The 20324-nt window shown below is 60.3% G+C and carries 14 protein-coding genes and 3 pseudogenes; all 17 read right to left on the reverse strand.

Features of this window, described 5'->3' with window-relative positions; all coding sequences use genetic code 11:
• Nucleotides 1-8: 8 nt before the first annotated feature.
• Nucleotides 9-860, reverse strand: a complete 852-nt coding sequence (locus ACI2KK_RS16685; protein ID WP_404669709.1) for a type IV pilus biogenesis/stability protein PilW — start codon at nucleotides 858-860, stop codon at nucleotides 9-11.
• Nucleotides 861-903: 43 nt separating this feature from the next.
• Nucleotides 904-1748 (reverse strand): annotated as a pseudogene (gene tssI, locus ACI2KK_RS16690) (type VI secretion system tip protein TssI/VgrG); the annotation flags it as partial.
• A 533-nt stretch (nucleotides 1749-2281) separates the two neighbouring features.
• A pseudogene (tssI, locus tag ACI2KK_RS16695) lies at nucleotides 2282-2737 on the reverse strand (type VI secretion system tip protein TssI/VgrG); the annotation flags it as partial.
• A gap of 94 nt (nucleotides 2738-2831) precedes the next feature.
• The gene (locus tag ACI2KK_RS16700; RefSeq protein WP_404669710.1) at nucleotides 2832-3371 is read right to left on the reverse strand and encodes a hypothetical protein; all 540 of its coding nucleotides are present in this window, start codon (nucleotides 3369-3371) and stop codon (nucleotides 2832-2834) included.
• Between the two features lie 336 nt (nucleotides 3372-3707).
• Entirely contained in the window at nucleotides 3708-4505 is a 798-nt protein-coding gene (locus tag ACI2KK_RS16705; protein WP_404669711.1) for a tetratricopeptide repeat protein, read from the reverse strand.
• A gap of 146 nt (nucleotides 4506-4651) precedes the next feature.
• A pseudogene (gene tssI, locus ACI2KK_RS16710) lies at nucleotides 4652-5058 on the reverse strand (type VI secretion system tip protein TssI/VgrG); the annotation flags it as partial.
• Between the two features lie 85 nt (nucleotides 5059-5143).
• A complete protein-coding gene (locus ACI2KK_RS16715) occupies nucleotides 5144-6259 on the reverse strand; it encodes a type VI immunity family protein (protein WP_404669712.1) in 1116 nt (371 codons plus the stop codon).
• Nucleotides 6260-6438: 179 nt separating this feature from the next.
• The gene (locus ACI2KK_RS16720) at nucleotides 6439-7554 is read right to left on the reverse strand and encodes a type VI immunity family protein (protein ID WP_404669713.1); all 1116 of its coding nucleotides are present in this window, start codon (nucleotides 7552-7554) and stop codon (nucleotides 6439-6441) included.
• Nucleotides 7555-7733: 179 nt separating this feature from the next.
• Nucleotides 7734-8849, reverse strand: coding sequence for a type VI immunity family protein (locus ACI2KK_RS16725; RefSeq protein ID WP_404669714.1), 1116 nt, complete (start codon nucleotides 8847-8849; stop codon nucleotides 7734-7736).
• A gap of 11 nt (nucleotides 8850-8860) precedes the next feature.
• Nucleotides 8861-10117 (reverse strand): VRR-NUC domain-containing protein, encoded by a 1257-nt coding sequence (locus tag ACI2KK_RS16730; RefSeq protein ID WP_404669715.1) that lies wholly within the window; start codon nucleotides 10115-10117, stop codon nucleotides 8861-8863.
• Between the two features lie 15 nt (nucleotides 10118-10132).
• A complete protein-coding gene (gene tssI, locus ACI2KK_RS16735; protein WP_404669716.1) occupies nucleotides 10133-12376 on the reverse strand; it encodes a type VI secretion system tip protein TssI/VgrG in 2244 nt (747 codons plus the stop codon).
• A complete protein-coding gene (locus tag ACI2KK_RS16740) occupies nucleotides 12357-13373 on the reverse strand; it encodes a serine/threonine-protein kinase (protein ID WP_404669717.1) in 1017 nt (338 codons plus the stop codon). Before ACI2KK_RS16740 ends, tssI (ACI2KK_RS16735) begins: the two co-directional genes overlap by 20 nt.
• Nucleotides 13370-14101 (reverse strand): PP2C family protein-serine/threonine phosphatase, encoded by a 732-nt coding sequence (locus tag ACI2KK_RS16745; RefSeq protein ID WP_404669718.1) that lies wholly within the window; start codon nucleotides 14099-14101, stop codon nucleotides 13370-13372. The genes ACI2KK_RS16740 and ACI2KK_RS16745 overlap by 4 nt, the downstream gene beginning before the upstream one ends.
• Nucleotides 14098-17610 (reverse strand): type VI secretion system membrane subunit TssM, encoded by a 3513-nt coding sequence (gene tssM, locus ACI2KK_RS16750; protein ID WP_404669719.1) that lies wholly within the window; start codon nucleotides 17608-17610, stop codon nucleotides 14098-14100. The genes ACI2KK_RS16745 and tssM overlap by 4 nt, the downstream gene beginning before the upstream one ends.
• Before the next feature lie 15 nt (nucleotides 17611-17625).
• A complete protein-coding gene (icmH, locus tag ACI2KK_RS16755; RefSeq protein ID WP_404669720.1) occupies nucleotides 17626-18495 on the reverse strand; it encodes a type IVB secretion system protein IcmH/DotU in 870 nt (289 codons plus the stop codon).
• A 2-nt stretch (nucleotides 18496-18497) separates the two neighbouring features.
• Complete coding sequence (gene tssK, locus ACI2KK_RS16760) at nucleotides 18498-19832, reverse strand: type VI secretion system baseplate subunit TssK (RefSeq protein ID WP_404669721.1); 1335 nt, start codon at nucleotides 19830-19832, stop codon at nucleotides 18498-18500.
• Nucleotides 19829-20320, reverse strand: coding sequence for a type VI secretion system lipoprotein TssJ (gene tssJ / locus ACI2KK_RS16765; protein ID WP_369986688.1), 492 nt, complete (start codon nucleotides 20318-20320; stop codon nucleotides 19829-19831). The genes tssK and tssJ overlap by 4 nt, the downstream gene beginning before the upstream one ends.
• Nucleotides 20321-20324: the final 4 nt, after the last annotated feature.

The raw sequence follows: 20324 nt of genomic DNA on the forward strand, positions 1-20324 counted from the left end.
TTTCGCCTTTAATGTAATCGCTGATTTACTCGCACAGGGATCCGAGCTGATTTTCCTTTGCGCACCATTGCCTGTCGATAGTCCCGATAATAACCTAGCGCCTCACCCTTCTTCCCCAGCACCCACAACGAATCAGCAATATTCAACTTCAAAGGAGTTCGCTCAGGCGCAAAGGCCAGCAACTTCATATACAACTGCACGGCGGTCACATGCCAGCCTCCACCAGCCAAGTAAAACGCCAAATTATTATAATCAGCAACATTATTGTCATCCAGCGGATAGCAAGCCATATAGGAGTCGCCCCCCATGAACAAGTCATCATACACAGCCATTGATCGCGACTCTGGAGTTTTCAGTCCGCCTACTTGATCCGCCAGCACCCCCGGTGGTGTGCCCCACGTTGAAAAATTGACATTCTCCCAAGAGGTTGACCACTTCTCTCCAACCCACTCGCCGTCGCACGCCTGCACTGAACCAGAGTAGGTCACGCATCCGCTCTCTAGATCCACCGCTTCACAGAACGCCTGCTCGGTATGTTCTTCTTTGCCTTCTTCGTTTACTACTGTTGAATAATCCACACGCTGGAGCATGATATACCTCCCCCCTGGCGACAGCCTTTCAGGGATCGTATAAAATGTCCATCCTACGTCATTCGACGTCGCACCAACATACCATGGATATATATAAAAACTTTTATTCCGCCCTACATATTCAGCAACCGACCATCCTCCTCTATTATCTTGCCACTTCGAAAACCTGAGACTTCCCACTACGCCTCCGATACTCAAGTCAGGTTCAGCGGCCTGGATCGCACCAACCCCAAAAACTGCGAACAACACACCGAGAACTGTCTTATTCACCCAACGCCTCCTTTAGCTTCTGGAACCCTGAGATCCTTGTCCATCAACCCGAAAAATTGATCTTGCGCTTGGGTTTATTCTTAAGCTTTTCCACCGGTGGGTTGACCAACGCCGTCTCCATCACCGCCCCCGCCTTGTCAGTATCCACCGCCCCCGGCAACACCGGCGGCTTGATCGCAATGCCGCTGCCACTGCCCGGCCGGCTTCCACTAGTTGCGCGGTGCCGATCTTCACGTGCTGGTTGTTGCCCACGGTCAGGTGGTCGTCCACCTTGATCTCGGTCTTGCGGTCACCCACCGTGGTGCGGTGCTCTTCGGCCTGGAACTGGCTGTAGCTGTTGGCCACCACGGTGTCGTGGCGTTCGTTGCCAACGTGGATCTTCTGGTCGTTGCCGATGTTCTGGTCCCAGTCGCGCTGGGCGTGCACGAAAATCTGCTCCTGGCCTTTCTTGTCCTCGATGCGCAGCTCGTTGAAGCCGCCGCCGCCGGGGCTGCTCAAGGTCTTGAAGGTGGTGCGGGTCTTGTGTGCCGGCAGCGCGTAGGGCACCGGGTTGACGGCGTGATACAGGCAGCCGCTGACCAGCGGCTGGTCGGGGTCGCCTTCAAGGAAGGTCACCAGCACCTCCATGCCCACCCGCGGGATGGCCACGCCGCCATAGCGCTCGCCGGCCCAGCTGGACGACACCCGCAGCCAGCAACTGGTGGTCTCGATGCCCTTGCCTTCACGGTCCCAGAAGAACTGCACCTTCACCCGGCCGTATTCGTCGCAGTAGATCTCCTCGCCCTTGGGGCCGGTGACCACGGCGCTCTGGCTGCCCAGCACCTGGGGTTTCGGGTGTTTGAGCTGCGGGCGGTAGAACACGTCCCACGGGGTGGCGAAGAAGCGGTCCATCACCGTCCGTGGCTTTTCGTTATTTGCCGTCGCTGCCCACTACCCTCCAGCTGCAAGGCACCTCAAGATCTCCTTTCATTCGCACACTTTAGATCACCTAGCACTCCATTGTGTAAAGCAATCTTGCACTGCCTCAAAGTCTCGCCTGGAGCCCTCAACGGCGTCACATACAACTCAAGGTCGACACCTCCAACACCAAACTTTATATTCTGAAACCCTGCATCTGCGAAATCCGTTGAAAACAGCTTACCATCAATGCCGCATATTTTTTTGAAGTCTTTGATTCGCCACGACCTATCGGGTTCCAGAACCTCCACATAAAAACAAGACCCTCTATAAGTTTTGATATATCGCAACATATAGCCACCGACGCGAGAGGATTCAACCTTGAAAATATTATCATAACCAACAGGCTCAGGCCGCTCCGACGCAATACAAGGCACCGTTGAAACCATAACCCATGTAGCAATAAAATAATCCCTAAACCCCATTAGTCACCTCATGTACTCTGCACGCTTATTGCGTCTATCATTGACCAGCGGCTGGTCGGGGTCGCCTTCGAGGAAGGTCACCAGCACCTCCATGCCCACCCGCGGGATGGCAACACCGCCGTAACGCTCGCCGGCCCAGCTGGACGACACCCGCAGCCAGCAGCTGGTGGTCTCGATGCCCTTGCCTTCACGGTCCCAGAAGAACTGCACCTTCACCCGGCCGTATTCGTCGCAGTAAATCTCCTCGCCCTTGGGGCCGGTGACCACGGCGCTCTGGCTGCCCAGCACCTGGGGTTTCGGGTGTTTGAGCTGAGGGCGGTAGAACACGTCCCATGGGGTGGTCAAGAAGCGGTTGCGGTAGCCCTGGTGGAAGTTGTCCCTGTCGTCGGTGGTGTCGCTGGTCACCGACTCTTCCAGCACCTGCGGCTGCTTGCCTTCGTGGTACACCTCGGTCAGCAGCCACAGGTCGTTCCACTCGCTGCGCGGGTGTTTGGACGGCCTCTACTGAACTGATCGGAAACCCCTAACATCTTCAGCCAAATCAGAAACAGCAATTCTATCATGCCAAAAAAAGCACATTTCAAAATCATCACTTAAACTTCTCAAGGTAGCGACGAATCAGTGCTGCATTTTTATAAACGAAAACGACGGGCTCATTTTCCGAGTAGCCGTCCATTCCATGCGACTCTCTATCGTATTTAACCGCCTCATTTTCTACTAACGTACCATCCGGCGCCGGCTCATAACTGCGGATTTCGTAGTACCTACCATGCGTACCCAATGCCATTAAGCAAATTTTTCTAGATATCAATACAACAATATTCCCCACCCCTTTAACTGGCTGAAAGAGAACCGTTTCGACCTCCGGAATCCCACCATCATCTTCATAGACATCAACAACATACCTGTCCTTCTCACCGCCTGACTTACTGGGCTTGTCCAAAACCAATGCAATATCACCCTCTTCATCACCTGGAATGACGGATATCTCCGCGCCCTTGATTACATTAGTGCTAAATGGCCCCTGAATTGTTTCGCGCTCATCGGGTAAAACACCACACCCCGCAAAAGCCATGGTGCCACGCGCAATAAAATAGCAGCAAAAAATCGCTTTAAGTGACTTTGACATTGAAATACCCCACCAATACTTTAAAGCATTCAGCCCCGTCTAATTGTCAGACAAAAACATCACAGCGCAGCTCGCCAACCTCCCCATTAGCTACTGGAAGCAAGCACTTCACTCGTTTTCAGGTATGGGTTTTAACGGTGTAAGTCCAAGCACGAACTCAGCTCCATTTTTCCACCGCGCATTTCGTAGAACTGTACATCGGTAAAATCCGTCCTGAAAGAGCGCTTCTCAAAATCACATATCATTTCCTAACGAGCAGCATCCCAATGATCAAGCCACGCAATCACCGCCCCTCTACTTTTATTTTTCGAAACCTTGGCTTCCGACTTATCAGATCTACTGCAGCCTCTCATTTACCCGTGCTGGCACTCGATTTAACTGCCCCTTGATCGCCATGGTCTCGCGGTAATCTCTGTAATATTTCAGTGCCTCAATTTTCTTACCCAGCGCCCACAGCGAGTCGGCGGCGTTAAGTTTCAAAGGGGCCCTTTCGGGCGCAAACGGCATTAGCTTCTCATACACAGCCATCGCCGCCGCGTGCTCACCACCTTGCGCCATATAAAACCCCAGATCGTTGTAGCTTGCCACATTGGCTTTTGAAACCGGGTAGCATGCAGTATAAGAGTCGACCCCCATCAGCAACGAACGTGATACGGCATTGGTACGCGCTCCTGGGGCAAGGCTCTTGGCATAATCAGCCAAAGCGCCGGGCGCTCGCAACCAATGGGAAAAATCAATCTCACCCGATACCTCAGAGTGCCATCTACCCTGCTGCCAACTCCCCTCACATTGCTGTATCGAGTCCGAATACACAACGCACCCGGTATCTAGGTCTACAGCGTCACAGTAGGCTTGCTCCGCGTTTTCCTTTTGCCCCTCATCATTAATGACAGTGGCGAATTCCACGCGTTGCAGCATCAGGTACTGCCCTCCCGGTGAAACATCATCTGCGGTCGCGTAAAAAACCCACCCGCCTTCCGCTGAATTATTTCTGCCTGGCAAATCGTACAAATTGAAGTGTGTTGGGCCTTCGGTATAATCGGCTTCAAACCAGCCACTGTGACGCGGCTCCCACGCCGAAAACTTGATGCTGCCTTTCGCGCCTTGGATGGTGGATGTATGCTCTGCTGCCAAGCATACAGTCATTGTCGGAGCAACGATCAGTAACCCCACAAGTAATCTATGCACCTAGTGCCCTCTTCAGTTTATTGTATCGATCCGTCGAATGTGTCATGCCAGGCCGATGCGCCGAGTAGTATTCCAGAACCTCCCGTTCATAGGCTGCTCAGGGTCTTGAAGGTGCTGCGGGTCTTGTTTGCCGGCAGCGCGTAAGGCACCGGGTTGCGGCGTGGTACAGGCAGCCGCTGACCAGCGGCTGATCGGGGTCGCCTTCAAGGAAGGTCACCAGCACCTCCATGCCCACCCGCGGGATGGCTACGCCGCCGTAACGCTCGCCGGCCCAGCTGGACGACACCCGCAGCCAGCAGTTGGTGGTTTCAATGCCCTTGCCTTCACGGTCCCAGAAGAACTGCACCTTCACCCGGCCGTACTCGTCGCAGTAGATCTCCTCGCCCTTGGGGCCGGTGACCACGGTGCTCTGGCTGCCCAGTACCTGGGGTTTCGGATGCTTGAGCGGCGGGCGGTAGAACACGTCCCAGGGGGTGGCCAAGAAGCGGTTGCGGTAGCCGGCGCGACCGTGCCGGCTACCTAGATGAAGTGCGTAACACTGAAGGTCGAAAAGGACCTTCTCTGTGACGCGGTCTTGCGCACCACTACTCCTCGCCGGACCAGTACCAGAAGGTCGCACCCCATGCAGAGCCCTTGAACTCCGGCATGACCTCGCCTGCGTTGAAGAAACGCCGGGAGTTCTCCTGCGCTGGGCTGAACCAAAAGCCGGTGTCGGTACAGGTATCACCTGCTGCAATTTTTTTCGGGCTCTGCGCAGCCGGCTCTTCCTCATCGAAGCGTGCGTACCAACGCAGCGAGCGTTCCTCGTCATAGCCGTTGCCATACTCGGAGTACGATTGCAGCGTATCCGGGTCTGACGCACGCAACGGTTTCAAGATGCGGTTGACTGCAACATAAAGCTTGGGCATTTCCGTTGCTGAGCCAAGCTCAGGCAGGGCACCAGCCCTGACGATCAACCCGCCGCTGTACTCGAGACAATGGATACCGCCTTGAGATGACAGTTTGCGGCGTACCCAATCTAGGCCGCCCAGACGCCCCAGCACTGTTCGGCCCACAATGGTGAACCAGTTGACGCCCTTGATATGTCCGATCAGCCTCAGCGAATGGGCCATGGCCATAGTATCGACCTCCAACCCCGGATACTTCTGCGAAAGCTCATATTCGACAGGCATGTACTTATCGAAGTCATACGGCAACAAAGTGGAAAGACCGCCATAGCCGTGCTCGGCATCCACTTGCTCGCTGAGGTACTGCACCCATGCCTGGAAACGCTCGACGCCGTCAGGTGTATCCAGCATCGACCATGGGACTGTCATTTTTATGTAGGATCTATGTCGATCACCGCGCTCTTCACGGGTATTGAGCACTGCCAAGCTGTACCCACCTACTTCATAAATAGAAGAACCACTGCTCAAAAACAATTCAAACAGACCCGGCTTTTCTGCAATCGCCTTCAGGGCGTTTTCCAGCGCCTTACTAGAGTATTTCTTGTATCGCTTATAAACCATACCTCGAAGAGAGCTCCCAAACTCTTCAGAAAATCTCTTAAAGCAACCCGTTATGCGCTCTATGACCTCAGGAGTATAGCCATTACGAAAGTACAGCGTGACGACCACACCCAACCTGACTACCGGAATGCCGTCAGAAGAGTCGAACTCCAGATTACCGAGTTCTTGTTTAATTATTTCAATACCGCTCATTTTCACTCCCTGGGCTGATCAGGGTAGCCTTCGAGGAAGGTCACCTTGCTTCCATGCCGTACCAGCAGCCTGCAGGATCACGGACGATAACTCTGCTAAATGCCTTGCTTGACTATTCAATGAAATGCTGGGGCTGGAGGCAGAGGAGGATCTTCACCGCGACGCAGCCACCTGCCTCATTACTCCTCGCCGGACCAGTACCAGAAGGTCGCACCCCATGCAGAGCCCTTGAACTCCGGCATGACCTCGCCTGCGTTGAAGAAACGCCGGGAGTTCTCCTGCGCTGGGCTGAACCAAAAGCCGGTGTCGGTACAAGTACCCCCTGCCGCAATTTTTTTCGGGCTCTGCGCGGCCGACTCGTCCTCATCGAAGCGTGCGTACCAACGCAGCGAGCGTTCCTTGTCATAGCCATTGCCATACTCGGAGTACGACTGCAGCGAAAACGGGTCTGACGCACGCAACGGCTTCAAGATGCGATTGACTGCAATATAAAGCTTGGGCATTTCCGTTGCGGAACCAAGCTCAGGCAGGGCACCAGCCCTGACGATCAGCCCGCCGCTGTACTCGAGACAATGGATGCCGCCTTGAGATGACAGCTTACGTCGTACCCAATCAAGGCCGCCCAGACGCTCCAGCAGTGTTCGGCCCACTATGGTGAACCAGTTGACGCCCTTGATAGACCCGATCAGCTTCAGCGAATGAGCCAACGCCATAGTGTCGACCTCCAGCCCCGGATACTTCTGCGAAAGCTCATATTCGACAGGCATATACTTATCGAAGTCATACGGTAACAAAGTGGAAAGACCGCCATAGCCGTGCTCGGCATCCACTTGCTCGCTGAGGTACTGCACCCATGTTTGGAAACGCTCGACGCCGCCAGGTGTATCCAGCATCGACCATGGGACTGTCATTTTCATGTGTGATCTAAGTCTATCAGCGTGCTCCTCACGGCTAGTGAGCACCGACAACCTGTATGCAGCCACTTCATATACAGATGCCGCACTATTCACTTGCAACTCAAACATACCTGCACGAGCCGAAACGTCGCTTAATGCATCGCCCAAGGCCTTAACACCATATTTCTTGTACCGCTTATATATCATGCCACGAAGAGAGCCCCCGAATTCCTCAGAAAACCTCTTAAAGCAATTCGTTATATTTTCTATAACTTCAGAAGCATAACCATTACGAAAGTACAGCGTGACGACCACACCCAACCTGACTACCGGAACGCCGTCAGAAGAGTCGAACTCTAGATTACCGAGTTCTTGTTTAATTCTTTCAATACCGCTCATTTTCACTCCCTGGGCTGATCAGGGTAGCCTTCGAGGAAGGTCACCTTGCTTCCATACCGTACGCGACAGCCTGCAGGGTCGTGGGCGATACCCTACTGAATGCCTTGCTTGACTATTCAATGAAGTTCCGGGGCTGGAGGCAGAGGAGAATCTTCACCGCGACGCAGCCACCTGCCTCATTACTCCTCGCCGGACCAGTACCAGAAGGTCGCACCCCAAGGGGACCCCTTGAACTCCGGCATGACCTCGCCTGCGTTGAAGAAACGCCGGGAGTTCTCCTGCGCTGGGCTGAACCAAAAGCCGGTGTCAGTACAGGTATCACCTGCTGCAATTTTTTTCGGGCTCTGCGCGGCCGGCTCTTCCTCATCGAAGCGTGCGTACCAACGCAGCGAGCGTTCCTTGTCATAGCCATTGCCATACTCGGAGTACGACTGCAGCGAAAACGGGTCTGGCGAACGCAACGGCTTCAAGATGCGGTTGGCTGCAACGTACAGCTTGGGCACTTCCGTTACTGAGCCAAGCTCAGGCAGGGCACCGGCCCTGACGATCAACCCACCGCCGTACTCGAGACAATGGATGCCTCCTTGAGATGACAGCTTGCGGCGTACCGAGTCCAGGCCACCCAGACGCTCCAGTAGTATTCTGCTCACGATGGTGAACCAGTTGACGCCTTTGATAGACCCGACCAGCCTCAGCGAATGGGCCAACGCCATGGTATCGACCTCCAGCCCCGGATACTTCTGCGAAAGCTCATATTCGATTGGCATGTACCTGTCGAAGTCAAACGGCAACAAAGTAGAGAGACCACCATAACCGTGTTCTGCACTCACTTGTTCACTGAGGTACAGCACCCATGCCTGGAAGCGCTCGACGCCGTCAGGAGTACCCAATGCCTCCCAAGGCACAGTCATTTTAATGTAAGACCTGAAAGTGTCGCCGTGCTCCTCGTGGGTATTGAGCACCGCCAAACTATACACGCCAACATCATAGGCAGAGGAAGCGCTACTCAAATGCAATGCAAATCGGCTCGGCTTCTCTGTAATCGCGCTCAAAGCGCTCTCCAGTGACTTACGGGTATATTTCTTATATCGCTTATAATACATACCCCGAAGAGAACCCTCAAACTCTTCAGAAAATCTCTTAAAGCAACCCGCTATGCGCTCTATGACCTCAGGAGTATAGCCATTTCGAAAGTACAGCGTGACGACCACGCCCAACCTGACTACCGGAACACCTTCAGAAGAGTCGAACTCGAGATTATCGAGTTCTTGTTTGATTTTCTCAATATTGTTCATTTTCATGTCCATCAAGCATTCGCACCAGCAAGTGCCGCAGGTGCACTAAGAATAGGCACAAGTTTCGACCAGAACAGATGAACCATCCGAACCAAAGACGCAAGAGCGAATATAAGAGATGCTGGAATAGCAGCAACAAAAGCAACCACCGTCGATGCATTCCAGACGATAACCACCAAGGCAACGCCCCCGGCGATTATCCCCAGCCACTGCACCCAAGTGATCTCCTTCAACATCTCAAGGGATAGATCCGTGTATTTCTGCACCTCCTTCCACATCTCTCGCACCTGCTCATCTGTCCATCGCATCACTTCTCCCGTGCTCTCACTCACCCACTCCCAGGCTTTCCCGGCCTCCTGGCGGACCCACTCACCTTTCTGCGTCAGCCAGGCACTGACGTCCTCGAAATACTGCCTTACCTCTTGAGACAAGGCCTCGATTGCGTTTTTCCCGTCCTCACGCAAACCCTCCACCACTTCTTGTGCAAGCGTCCAAGCTTCAAGATAAGCGGGTTTCGCTGTCGGCGCAGGACCATAAACGGGTACTGGTGTCGGTGCCTCCTTCGGCCGTTCGACGGGGAATGGCCACTTCCGGGGGTCCGACGCTAGCGTCGGATTGGTTTGAGCATTATATTCACGGTCCTTTTCTCGCTCTCCATTATCTCGGCAGTCGGTCACTTCCAGAACGGAAAATTGATCCGGACTGCCTGCGATCACGATATAGTCCGATCGCTGTTCAGGACCTAGGTCATCTCCCGGGAATTTAACCTCTACTATACGTTCCAGATTATTCGGGTGCACGAAGCCCTGATGATCCGGACCCGCTTGTCCTGGCCACCTGATACTCTTGTCCTTCACGATTGTGATATCGGGCCGCCTGAGTTTTCCGCCGAGAAACCCTTTCGGGAACGGCGTTAATGAATGCCGCCTCGCTGGATCCTGCGCGCCTTCAGAAGAGCTTAAAAATGGCCTTGGCGGCACAAACCTCATATCAAAGCTCACCTCAGCCTTGTAGTCCCAGTTGAAGCCAAAACGGTACTCGTCCGCCCTGATCAAGCCGCTCATAACAACTTGCTTTAGCTCAATGGAATATTCACCCCCACTTTTATTACCTCGCATTTTAATCTTCGGAAACTTGATGGCAAACTCCGCCTTTTCCATCAAATACCCTTTATTTCCGGGTGAAGGTAATGGGGCTTCCTTGACCGTCCCCTCGATGCTCGTTGTGGTACAACCCTGCGGCAGTTCTGGCAATCGTGGCGAAACCATGCGTCATCCCTCTGACTAGATATCTTTGTGGTCCATGTTCAATTCCTGCGGCGCGGCCTCACCCGCCCGGAACAATTGCTCTACCGGCTGAGGCTTGAGTTGCTGCGTCAGCATATTCAGATCCGCCGGCCCCTCTGTCACGACCTGGAAGGTGTACCCCTTGTCATCGCTGTACCCCGCCAACCGCGTCCCGTCGGGTTGTACGAGCACGTAGGCCGCCCCCACCAGAGGCTCACCGGTTTTCTCGTCAAGCAACTGATAACGCGCACGGTGCTTCTGGAGGGCCTCAGGCACCTTGCCAGCCAGTGCCGTAGCCGCTGCCCCCGGCAACAACGGCGGCAGAATGCCAATCCCGCTGCCACTGCCCGGCGAGCCGCCAGCATTGAGCAGCACCTGCGCCCCCACCACCTTCACCCCACCGGCATCGAGGGTGATAAAGCTGCCCCCACCGCTCAGGCTGATCTGCATGCCAGCGTCGATCACCACCTTGTCGCCGGCCTTGATATGAATTTCCCGGCCGGCTTCCACCAGTTGCGCGGTGCCGATCTTCACGTGCTGGTTGTTGCCCACGGTCAGGTGGTCGTCCACCTTGATCTCGGTCTTGCGGTCGCCCACCGTGGTGCGGTGTTCTTCGGACTGGAACTTGCTGTAGCTGTTGGCTACCACCAGGTCGTGGCGCTCGTTGCCGACGTGGATCTTCTGGTCGTTCTGAATGTTCTGGTCCCAGTCGCGCTGGGCGTGCACGAAGATCTGTTCCTGGCCCTTCTTGTCCTCGATGCGCAGCTCGTTAAAGCCACCGCCGCCGGGGCTGCTCAGGGTCTTGAAGGTGGTGCGGGTCTTGTGTGCCGGCAGCGCATAGGGCACCGGGTTGACGGCGTGGTACAGGCAGCCGCTTACCAGCGGCTGGTCGGGGTCGCCTTCGAGGAAGGTCACCAGCACCTCCATGCCCACCCGCGGGATGGCTACGCCGCCGTAACGCTCGCCGGCCCAGCTGGACGACACCCGCAGCCAGCAGCTGGTGGTCTCGATGCCCTTGCCTTCACGGTCCCAGAAGAACTGCACCTTCACCCGGCCGTACTCGTCGCAGTAGATCTCCTCGCCCTTGGGGCCGGTGACCACGGCGCTCTGGCTGCCCAGCACCTGGGGTTTGGGATGTTTCAGTGGCGGGCGGTAGAGCACATCCCATGGGGTGGCCAAGAAGCGGTTGCGGTAGCCCTGGTGGAAGTCGTCCTTGTCGTCGGTGGTGTCGCTGGTCACCGATTCCTCGAGCACCTGTGGCTGCTTGCCTTCGTGGTGCACCTCGGTCAGCAGCCACAGGTCGTTCCACTCGCTGCGCGGGTGCTCGGCCAGTTGCATGAAGTGGCCGCTCACCAGCCGCGGCACGTCGCCATGGCCTTCGGCCTGCTGGTAGTCGGCACGGTGGCGCTCCAGGGCGCGCTGGCTCAGTTGCTTGCCGCGGGCGCGGTCGGTGAAGCCGGCCGGGTAGTCGTAGTCTTCCAGGTCCGGTTCGTCGATGCTTGGCTGGTCGGGCTTGTAGGCGGCCTCCATCAGCAGGCGCGGTTTCTCGAAGTCGTAGTCACGCCGGCTGACGCGGCTGGTGCGGGTTTCCAGGCGCACGTTGAAGCGCTTGATCACCGGGTCGTCGGCGACCATGCCTGTGTCTTGCACGTAGCTGGCCGGCTGGCCGAGCTTGGGGAAGAACGCCTGGTCGTCGCCGAACACCAGCAGGTGGCCATCGCGGCTGTGCTCGAAGTGGTAGTGCATGCCCTCCTCTTCGCACAGGCGCTGCACGAAGTGCAGGTCGCTCTCGTCGTACTGCACGCAGTACTCACGCACCGGGCACGGTGTGCCGAGGCTGAAGCGGTAGGCGTCACTCTGCAGGCCGTGCTCTTCGAAAATCTTGGCGATGATCTGCGGCGCGGTCAGCTGCTGGAAGATGCGCTGGTTGGTGCGGTGCGCGAGATACGCCAGGTGCGGCACCAGCACTACGCGGTAGCGGTGCAGGCGCTTGCCCGAATCGCCCTGGGCCACCTGGTACACCTGGGCGTGGATGCCGTTACCGTCAGGGTCGTAGGCCAGGAACGCCTGCTTGTGCAGCAGGCTTTCCAGGTCGATGTCGGGGCGCTCGCTGACCAGCTCTACCTCGAAGCGGTATGGCTGGCTGATGGCCTCGTGGCCGGTGAACGACAGCACCTGAAAGTCGACGGTGCTGTCTTCGAGGGTGAGGCTGAAGTGGGTTTCATTTGTGGGGTTGAACATGGAGGCTTTCCCTGTCCGAGTGCAATCCATCGCGTTTACTGAACCATCGGCGCAGCCATGAGCCGCCCGTGGTGGCTAGGGTGTGATGCAGTTGGTGAAAACTGATGCGGCGCGCCGCCGGGTCTGTCGCCAACGCCTGCTGCAACGCCGGCCAGGCCTTGGCCGGCAGCGTCGCGGGGCGCTCCGGCGGCTCGCTGTGCAACCCGGCGCCGTCGCGACCGAACGGCTGCTTGCCGCCGGCCAGCTCGTAGATCACACAAGCAGCGGCGAACAGGTCGCTGGCAGGCGACAGCGGCGCGCCGTCGAGCAATTCGGGGGCGGCGTAGGCCGGGGTCCAGGCGCTGATGCGCTGGCGGCTGAGCTTGGCCAGGCCTTCAAGCACGCCGTCCATGGCCTGGCCCAGGCCGAAGTCGAACAGCTGCACGCCGTGCTCGCCGAGGATCAGGTTGCTGGGCTTGATATCGCCATGCAGCACGCCGCGCCCGTGGGCGAAGGCCAGCACCTCGAGCAGCCCCAGGGCGATGCCGCGCAGCTCGCCCCAGGCCAGGCCCAGGGGTTGCTCGCACAGCAGGCGGTCCAGGGGCATGCCGCGCAGCAACTGCATGCTGAAAAACGCCTGCTGGCTGGCGGCGTCCACCTCAAAGCCATGCACCCGCACCACGCCGGGGTGCGGCAGGTGGCGGGTGAGCGCGTACTCGCTGTACAGCAGGGCCGCGCCGTCGGGGCACTCGGCCACGTCGTCGCGCAGCAGCTTGACCGCCACCATGGGCTCGGGCTCGCCGTGCTGCTCGGCCAGCAGGTCGCGGGCGCGGTAGACCATGCCCATGCCGCCGGCACCGAGCAGGCCTTCGAGCTTGTAGCGCCCGTTCAGCACCGGCGGCAGCACGCCGGGCAGCGGCGCGGCGGTGATCGCCAGTGGCGCCTTGGCGGCCTCGGCGGCCTTGGCGAAGTAGCCCAGGTGGTCGCTGGCGCCGCCCAGCAGCTCGGCGGCGTTCATTGGCGCACCACCACGCCGGTGAGGTTGTCCGAGGCGCGGCCCTGCATCACGTTGTCGAACAGGTACTCCAGGGCCCGCGGCGGCTGGCCCTGGCTCAGCGCCTTGCCCAGGGTCTCGTCGCTCTGGCTCTGGTACAGGCCGTCGCTGCACAGCAAGAAGGTATCGCCAGGCACTACCATGAATTCCAGTACCTCCAGGCGCAGGGTTTCGTCACCGCCCAGGGCGCGGGTCAGGGCGTGGGCGCCGGGCTGCTGCCCGGCCTCCTCGGCGCTGTAGCGGCCCTCGTCGATCAGTTGCTGGCGCAGCGAGTGGTCACGGGTCAGCTGGAACAAGCGCTTGCCGCGCCACAGGTAGCAGCGGCTGTCGCCGGCCCAGATGCACGCGCCGCGGCCTTCGTGCACCAGCAGCGCCACCACGGTGCTGCCCATGATCGGGTCGGCGCGGCCGGTGACCACGGTCAGCGCCTGGCCCAGGCGGCGGTTGACCCAGTGCAGGCACTGGCGTACCGCCAATACCTGCTCGTCAAAGCTGCCGTCCAGGGCCAGGCCGTCGAGGGCCTCGACCACCATCTGGCTGGCCAGGTCGCCGGCCTGGTGGCCGCCCATGCCGTCGGCCACCACCCACAGGCCGCGCTCGGGGCGGTCCAGGTAGGCGTCCTCGTTGCGCTCGCGCACCTTGCCCGGGTCGGTACGCCCGGCGCTGCGCCAGCGCCCCGCCACCACGGTCACAGCGCCACCGGCATGCGTAGGTTACGCACCGCGCTCAGGTCGAACGGGTTGGGCGAACGCTGGGTCAGCACCAGGTAGTTGGCGCGCATGCCACCCACATTGGCCTTGATCATCAGCACGTCGCGGCCGCTCTGGTACTCGGTCTGCATCAGGTCGAACAGGCGGAACAACGACCACGGGCCGGTGTTTTTCTCCAGCACCATCGACTTGCCGTTCAGGCCTTCCAGGGCCAGGCTGGTGCGCCCGTCATCGGCCTCGGTGGGCCACTTGAAGGCCATCGGCACGATCGGGCCGTGGCGGTACACCATCTGCTGCTCGCCAAAGCGGAACTCGGCACGGCCGACCGTTGAGTCCAGGGTGTAGGGCTCAAGCTTGAACTGCACCTGCGGCTCGTTGGGGTTGTCGGCAAAAAAGCCGCGCTGGATGGTCTGCACGTTGTTCATCTGCTCGAGGAACTCGCGCGACACCGGCAGGCTGCGGCCATCGACGGCGCGCAGGCGGTAGCTGCCCGGCTCGCCGATCACGAACGGCTTGAGGTAGGTGTCGAAGAAGCGGTCGGCGATACCCTGGGCCTTGAAGAACTCGCGGAAATCGTTCAGCGCCACATCGCTGCTGCTGTGGGCGTGGAACGGGTAACGCTCGTCGATGGTCTTGCTGTAGAAGCTGTACAGCTGGGTTTCGTAGCGCTGGTTGACGTACTCGTAGCTGTTGTCCAGCACCAGCATCCAGCTGTCTTCGGCCAGGGTCGAGAACCAGCCACCCACCGGCCGTGGCAGGCGGTTGGCGCTGTTGCGCAGGGTGCTGATGGGGTCGCGCTGGTTGCCGGCCATGCGTCCCTTGGCCACTTCGAAGGCGGCCTGCTCGGGCTGGCTGGAGCGCGCCAGGCCCAACAGCTGCAGTTGCAGGTCGTTCAGCGCCTGCAGCACCGGGCCCAGGTCAGCGGTGGGGCCGTTGTCGTCATCCAGCAGGCGGTGCAGCGGCTCGAAGCGCCGCTCCAGGGCCTTGCGCGAGGTATCCGGCAGGCGCTTGGCCAGGGCCTGGCCGGCGGGGCCTGCGGCAGCGGCGGCCACAGCGGCCACCTTGCCCAGCTTGCCACCGGCCTGTTGCGCAGCTTCGGCAGCGGCGCCAGCGGCTTCGGCGGCATCGGCCACGGCCGGGAAGCGGGTGTTTTCGCGCACTTCGGCCAGCATCTGCAGCAGCGGCGAGTTGGCAGCAGTCAGGCTGGCCAGCTGGTTGGCGCCTTCTTCGGCGTTGGTGAAGGTTTCCAGGCGCACCTGGCCGATGGCTTCGCTCCAGTAGTTGGCGTAGTCGTTGAAGTACAGCTGCTCAAGCTCCACCAGCAGCTTGCGCATGTCCATGCCGCTGAGGCTGCCGCCCTCGCCCAGCACCCAGTTGTCGCGCAGGATGTCCTGCACAAGGCCTGCGCCCTGGGCCATGAAGTACTGCTGGTAGCCGCGCTGGGTGTAGAAGCCCGGGATCACGTAGTCGGTGCCGACGAACACCGCGCCCTGGGGGCCGGTGTGCTGGCTCAGGCGGTACTCGGGCAGGCTGCGGGCCTGCTCGCGCAGCACGCGGTACACCACGGCGGCCAGCGACTCGCGGCGCAGCACCTGGCGCGCCTGTTCCACCAGCGGGTCGTTCAGCGGTTGGCTGAAGCTCAGCGCCAGCAGGCGCTCGTAGTGGGTGTTCAGCTGGTTTTGCAGCTGGGTGTTGCCGGGGTAACGCTGCGACCACTGGGTGGCCATCCATTCCTTGAGCAACGCGTTGTCGCGGCGGTCCGGCATGTTCAGCATCAGGTAGGCACGCAGGCTGGCCAGCAGGCGTTCGCGGTTGCCCATGCTGCTGCGAATCTGCCCCTCGAGGGTTTGCGCCACGCGTGGCAGCAGTTGCTCGATCAGCTCGCGGTTGTAGGCTTCCAGCAGTACCGGGTTGGTTTCACCGCCCTGGTACAGGCCGCCGCGTTCGGCGTAAGGCGCATCGCCCGAGTCGGGGAACACCTGGGTGGCGGCGTAGCGGTTGTCGAGGATCGGCAGGATCGCCATGGCGTCGTCGCGGGCGGTCAATGCGGCGCCCTGGCGGCCGTGGCGGTCGGCCAGGTCCTTGAGTTTTTCCAGGTTGCCGTCGTTGGCCGAGAAGCTGCCGGCCCAGACCAGGCCGAACAGCCCCATGCAGCCCAGGGCGCCGGCGTACAGGGCGCGCTGGCCCCAGTTGATGCGGTTGGTCTCGCGCTTGTCCAGGCCAGCCAGGGCGGCTTCGGGGAAGATCACCTTGGTCATCAGGTCGTAGATGAAGCGGGTGCGGCCGCTGTGGGTCACCGGCAGCGCCTGGCCCTTGGCGTCCACTGCGCCGGCGGCATCGGTGTGCGGTGCGCTGGTGAAGTAGAAGCCGCGCAGCGTGCTGGCGCGCTGGTAGCGGTTGCCCGTAAAGGCGGCGTCCACCAGCATGCCAAGGTTGGCGCCCACCTGCCCCAGTTGCAGCGGGAAGTCGAGAATCAGGCCGCGGCGGTTGGCATCACGCTCCTGGTGCATGCGCATGATCACCTGGGCGCTCAGGCGCGACAGCAGGTCTTCGAACTCGCGGTTGAGCACGGCCACGTCGGTGCCCTTCTGGCCCTTGCCGAAGCTGGCGCCGAGCACCTGCTCGCTTTCTTCACGGGACAGTTGGTCGAAGAAGGCATCGAAGCCGACGATCTTGTCGGCCTTGGTCAGCACCAGGTACACCGGCACATCAGCGTGCAGCTGCTGCTGGATCTCCTGCAGGCGGTTGCGCAGGGTGCGCCCCAGCGCCACCATGCCTTCGCGGTCACCGCCCAGCAAGGTGGTCACCGGCACGCTGATCAGCACGCCATTGAGCGGGCGGGTGCGGCGGCGCGAACGTAGCAGGCCGAGCAGGGTCGCCCAGCCGGCGCCGTCCACTTCAGGGTCGTTCTGGTCGGTGTAGCGGCCGCTGGTGTCCAGCAGCACGCCGTTGTCGGCGAAGTACCAGTCGCAGTAGGCGGTACTGCTGGTGTCACGGCTGAGCTTGCGCTCAACCTTGTTGATCGGGAATTCCAGCCCGGAAAAGTCCAGCAGGCTGGTCTTGCCGGCCTTCTCAGGGCCGATCACCAGGTACCAGGGCAGGTCGTTGCGCCAGCGCTCGCTGCGGCCACGGTACAGGCTGGAGGTCTTGAGGGTGCGCAGGGCATCCTTGAAGCGTGCGCGCAGGGTGCGCTCGGCCTCTTCGATGGCGGCGCGGCGGGCCAGGTCGGCCTGGCCGACTTCGCTCTCCTCGACCTGCTTCTTGCGCACGGTACCGCGCCAGCTGGCGAAGACGATGAACAGGCCCCACAGCAAAAACAGCACGGCGATGGTCAGCAGGCGCGGGCTGGATTCTTCCCAGAACTTGTTGTCGGCAATCGCCAGCAGCGGCCCGACGAACCACACCAGCAGCGCGGTCAGCAGTACCAGCAGCAGGGTCCAGACCCAGGTCCTGGTCAAGAATGCCCAGGTCTTGCGGAAAAAGTTTTTCATTGTACGTCCCTGAAATTACGACTTGGCCTGGACCACTACCGGGTCGGCCGGCTGGTAGCGCTGCAGTACCGCTTCGCGCTTGTCACCCAGCACGTAGGCGAAGCCCGAGAACATCACCACCAGGCAAATGCCGGTGAACGCCGCCACCAGCCACCAGGGCACCATGCGCACCACGCCGCGGCGGGTGTCGGTAAGGCCGGCCCAGTGCGGCGACAGCTCGCGCGGCACGTCGCCACGCAGTTGGCGGATTTGCCGGTAAACACTGTCGCGGATGGCATCCAGCTCGATGTTGCCGCGCGCCTGCACGCGGAACTTGCCCTCGAAACCCAGCGACATGCAGATGTACATCAGCTCGAGCATGGCCAGGTGCTTCATCGGGTTGCGGCCCATGTTCTCCACCAGCTGGAAGAACTTCTCGCCACCGAAGGTTTCGTTGTGAAAGCTGCTGAGCAGGCTGATGCTCGACCACTCGCTCTCGTTGCCCCAACTGGTGGTCACCACCGCCTCGTCGGTGACGGTGCACAGCACGTAGCGCGCCATCATCACCTCGCCGTGGTCCACGCCCTCCTCCAGCGCCCGCGTTTCAAAATGGCGCAGGTGCTCGATGAGGCCGGTCTTGAGGGTGTTGAGGTTGTTGGCCTCGGCGCTGGACTTGATCTCGATGATCGCCGACAGCAACGGCGAGGCGGCCGACACCAGCGGGTTGAGGCTGATGTTGAAGCTCTGCTCCGGGCGCCGGCTGGAGGCATACACCATGCGCTCTTCGAGATCTTCGTAGCGCGGCGGCCGGGCAAAGTCGGTCAGCGGCTCGTGGCTCGGCCGCTCGCCATGCTGGTTGAGCAGGACAGTACGGTCGTCCTGGCTGTACTCCATATCCCTGATCATGCTCATGCGTTCCTGATGGCCCAGAATTTCAGTTCAAGCTCGGAGAACTCGCCCGAGACGTGGAAGGCGAAGCCGCCGGAGCGCTCGAGCTGGGCCAGGTCCTCGGCGCTGAAGTCCAGGGCGAAGTAGGTCTTGTCCGAGTGGAACGGGATCTGCCGCGGCGCCACCGGCATGGGGCGCACCTTGATGCCTGGCAGGTGCAGGTTGACCAGCTGGCGAATGTGCTCCACCGGGCCGACCTTGAGGTGGGTGGGCAGGCGGTGGCGCAGTTCTTCGGTGTCGCAGTTGGCCTTGGCCGCCAGCACGAACGAGGCGCGGCCGAGCAACTGGTGGTCGTGCAGCGGCGCGACCAGAATGCCGTACTGGCGCTCCTGCAGGGCCATCTCGATGGCGTGTTGCTCGAGCACCATCGACAGCACCTGGCGGATCGATTCCATCAGTTTGCGGAAACTCGCGCCCTGGTCGCTGTGCTCGTAGCGGCTGTCGTTGCGCGGGCGCTTGCTGTCGCTGGAAAACGCCGACAGGTCGCCGAACAGGGCCAGCAAGGTGCGGTACAGCTCTTCGGGGTGCACCTGCTCCACGCCCATGTAGTGGCGCAGCAGCAGGCTGGTGCGGTTGATCAGCTGCAGCATGAGGAAGTCGCCCACCTCGGCGCCGCCGACCTTGCCGTTGGCGCGGATGCGGTCGGCAAGGATGTCGCCACGGTTGTCGAGGATGCTGATCACTTCTTTAAGGCACGACAGCAGGTAGGGCGAGGAATGGCTGTCGACGAAGCTCGGCACAAAATCGTTGTCCAGGGTGATCACGCTGTCGGGCGAGGTGTCGTTGATCAGGCACACCTTGAGCTTCACGTAGGCCTGGTCGTTCTGCTGCTCGCCCAGCAGCAGGCGGAAGTCCGGGCGGGCGCAGCTGACCTGGCTGCTGGCGTCTTCGCCGGCGTTGGAGTCGGACACTTCCAGGCCATAGGCGGTGTAGCGCGCCAGCACGTCGGGCTGGTCGGCGCGGCGGGCCTCGACGTGGCCGCCGGTGACCAGCGGCAGGGCCAGGTACACCGGTAACTTGGTGATGTTCGGCGGCACGTCCACGGCCAGCGGCTCGGCGCTGCTCTCCAGGTTGAACAGGGTGCCGTCGGGCAACACACCGGAGGCCTGGCTGACCACCAGCTTGCCCATGTTGAGGAACTGCAGGTCGATTTCCAGGCTGAGGAAGCCCCAGTTGTAGCGGCCCAGCAGCTGGGTGCGCGACTTCATCTGGTTGTCGTAGTAGCGATCGTTCTGCTGGAAGTGCTGCGGGCGCAGCAGCATGCCTTCCTGCCAGATGACTTTGTCCATGTTCATGTGCGGTCATCCACCTTGGCGACGGGCTGGGCGGCATCGTGGATGCCGTTCTGGTCCAGGACCAGCTGAATGCGGGTGATCTCTTCGGGCTGCACGGTGATCACGTAGCGCCACTGGGTGTCGGTGATGTCGCGGTAGGCGGCCATCACCCCGACGTAGCGGCTGGTGCCGGCGACGGTGAGCTTGAGGTCCATGGTCTGGCCGGGGCGCAGTTCGAGCTCTTCGCTGTTGACCAGGTCCTGGGCCAGCACGTCCTTGCCGCGCTCGTACAGGCTGAAGAAGTCGGCGTTCTCGAACGCCACCGGGTGCTTGAGCTCGTACAGGCGCAGCACCAGCGGCGAGGCGCGGCCGTTGACGTCGAGGTTGAGGTGCTCGTTGCTGTCCAGGGTCAGCTGCAGCTTGGTCTGGGTGGAGTACGGCGACAGCGCCGAGCAGCCAGCCAGCAACAGCAGGCCCAGGGCGGTAGCCAGGTTCTTGAGGCAGGTCATGGGG

This window comes from Pseudomonas sp. NPDC089406, assembly GCF_044900265.1.
GTDB classification, from domain to species: domain Bacteria; phylum Pseudomonadota; class Gammaproteobacteria; order Pseudomonadales; family Pseudomonadaceae; genus Aquipseudomonas; species Aquipseudomonas fakonensis.

Bases quoted from the DNA above. Each gene is read 5' to 3' on its own strand.
- ACI2KK_RS16700 (WP_404669710.1), bottom strand. From the start codon at position 3,371: ATGTCAAAGTCACTTAAAGCGATTTTTTGCTGCTATTTTATTGCGCGT.
- ACI2KK_RS16715 (WP_404669712.1), bottom strand. From the start codon at position 6,259: ATGAGCGGTATTGAAATAATTAAACAAGAACTCGGTAATCTGGAGTTC.
- ACI2KK_RS16720 (WP_404669713.1), bottom strand. From the start codon at position 7,554: ATGAGCGGTATTGAAAGAATTAAACAAGAACTCGGTAATCTAGAGTTC.
- ACI2KK_RS16725 (WP_404669714.1), bottom strand. From the start codon at position 8,849: ATGAACAATATTGAGAAAATCAAACAAGAACTCGATAATCTCGAGTTC.
- ACI2KK_RS16730 (WP_404669715.1), bottom strand. From the start codon at position 10,117: ATGGTTTCGCCACGATTGCCAGAACTGCCGCAGGGTTGTACCACAACG.
- tssI (WP_404669716.1), bottom strand. From the start codon at position 12,376: ATGTTCAACCCCACAAATGAAACCCACTTCAGCCTCACCCTCGAAGAC.
- ACI2KK_RS16740 (WP_404669717.1), bottom strand. From the start codon at position 13,373: ATGAACGCCGCCGAGCTGCTGGGCGGCGCCAGCGACCACCTGGGCTAC.
- tssM (WP_404669719.1), bottom strand. From the start codon at position 17,610: ATGAAAAACTTTTTCCGCAAGACCTGGGCATTCTTGACCAGGACCTGG.
- icmH (WP_404669720.1), bottom strand. From the start codon at position 18,495: ATGATCAGGGATATGGAGTACAGCCAGGACGACCGTACTGTCCTGCTC.
- tssK (WP_404669721.1), bottom strand. From the start codon at position 19,832: ATGAACATGGACAAAGTCATCTGGCAGGAAGGCATGCTGCTGCGCCCG.
- tssJ (WP_369986688.1), bottom strand. From the start codon at position 20,320: ATGACCTGCCTCAAGAACCTGGCTACCGCCCTGGGCCTGCTGTTGCTG.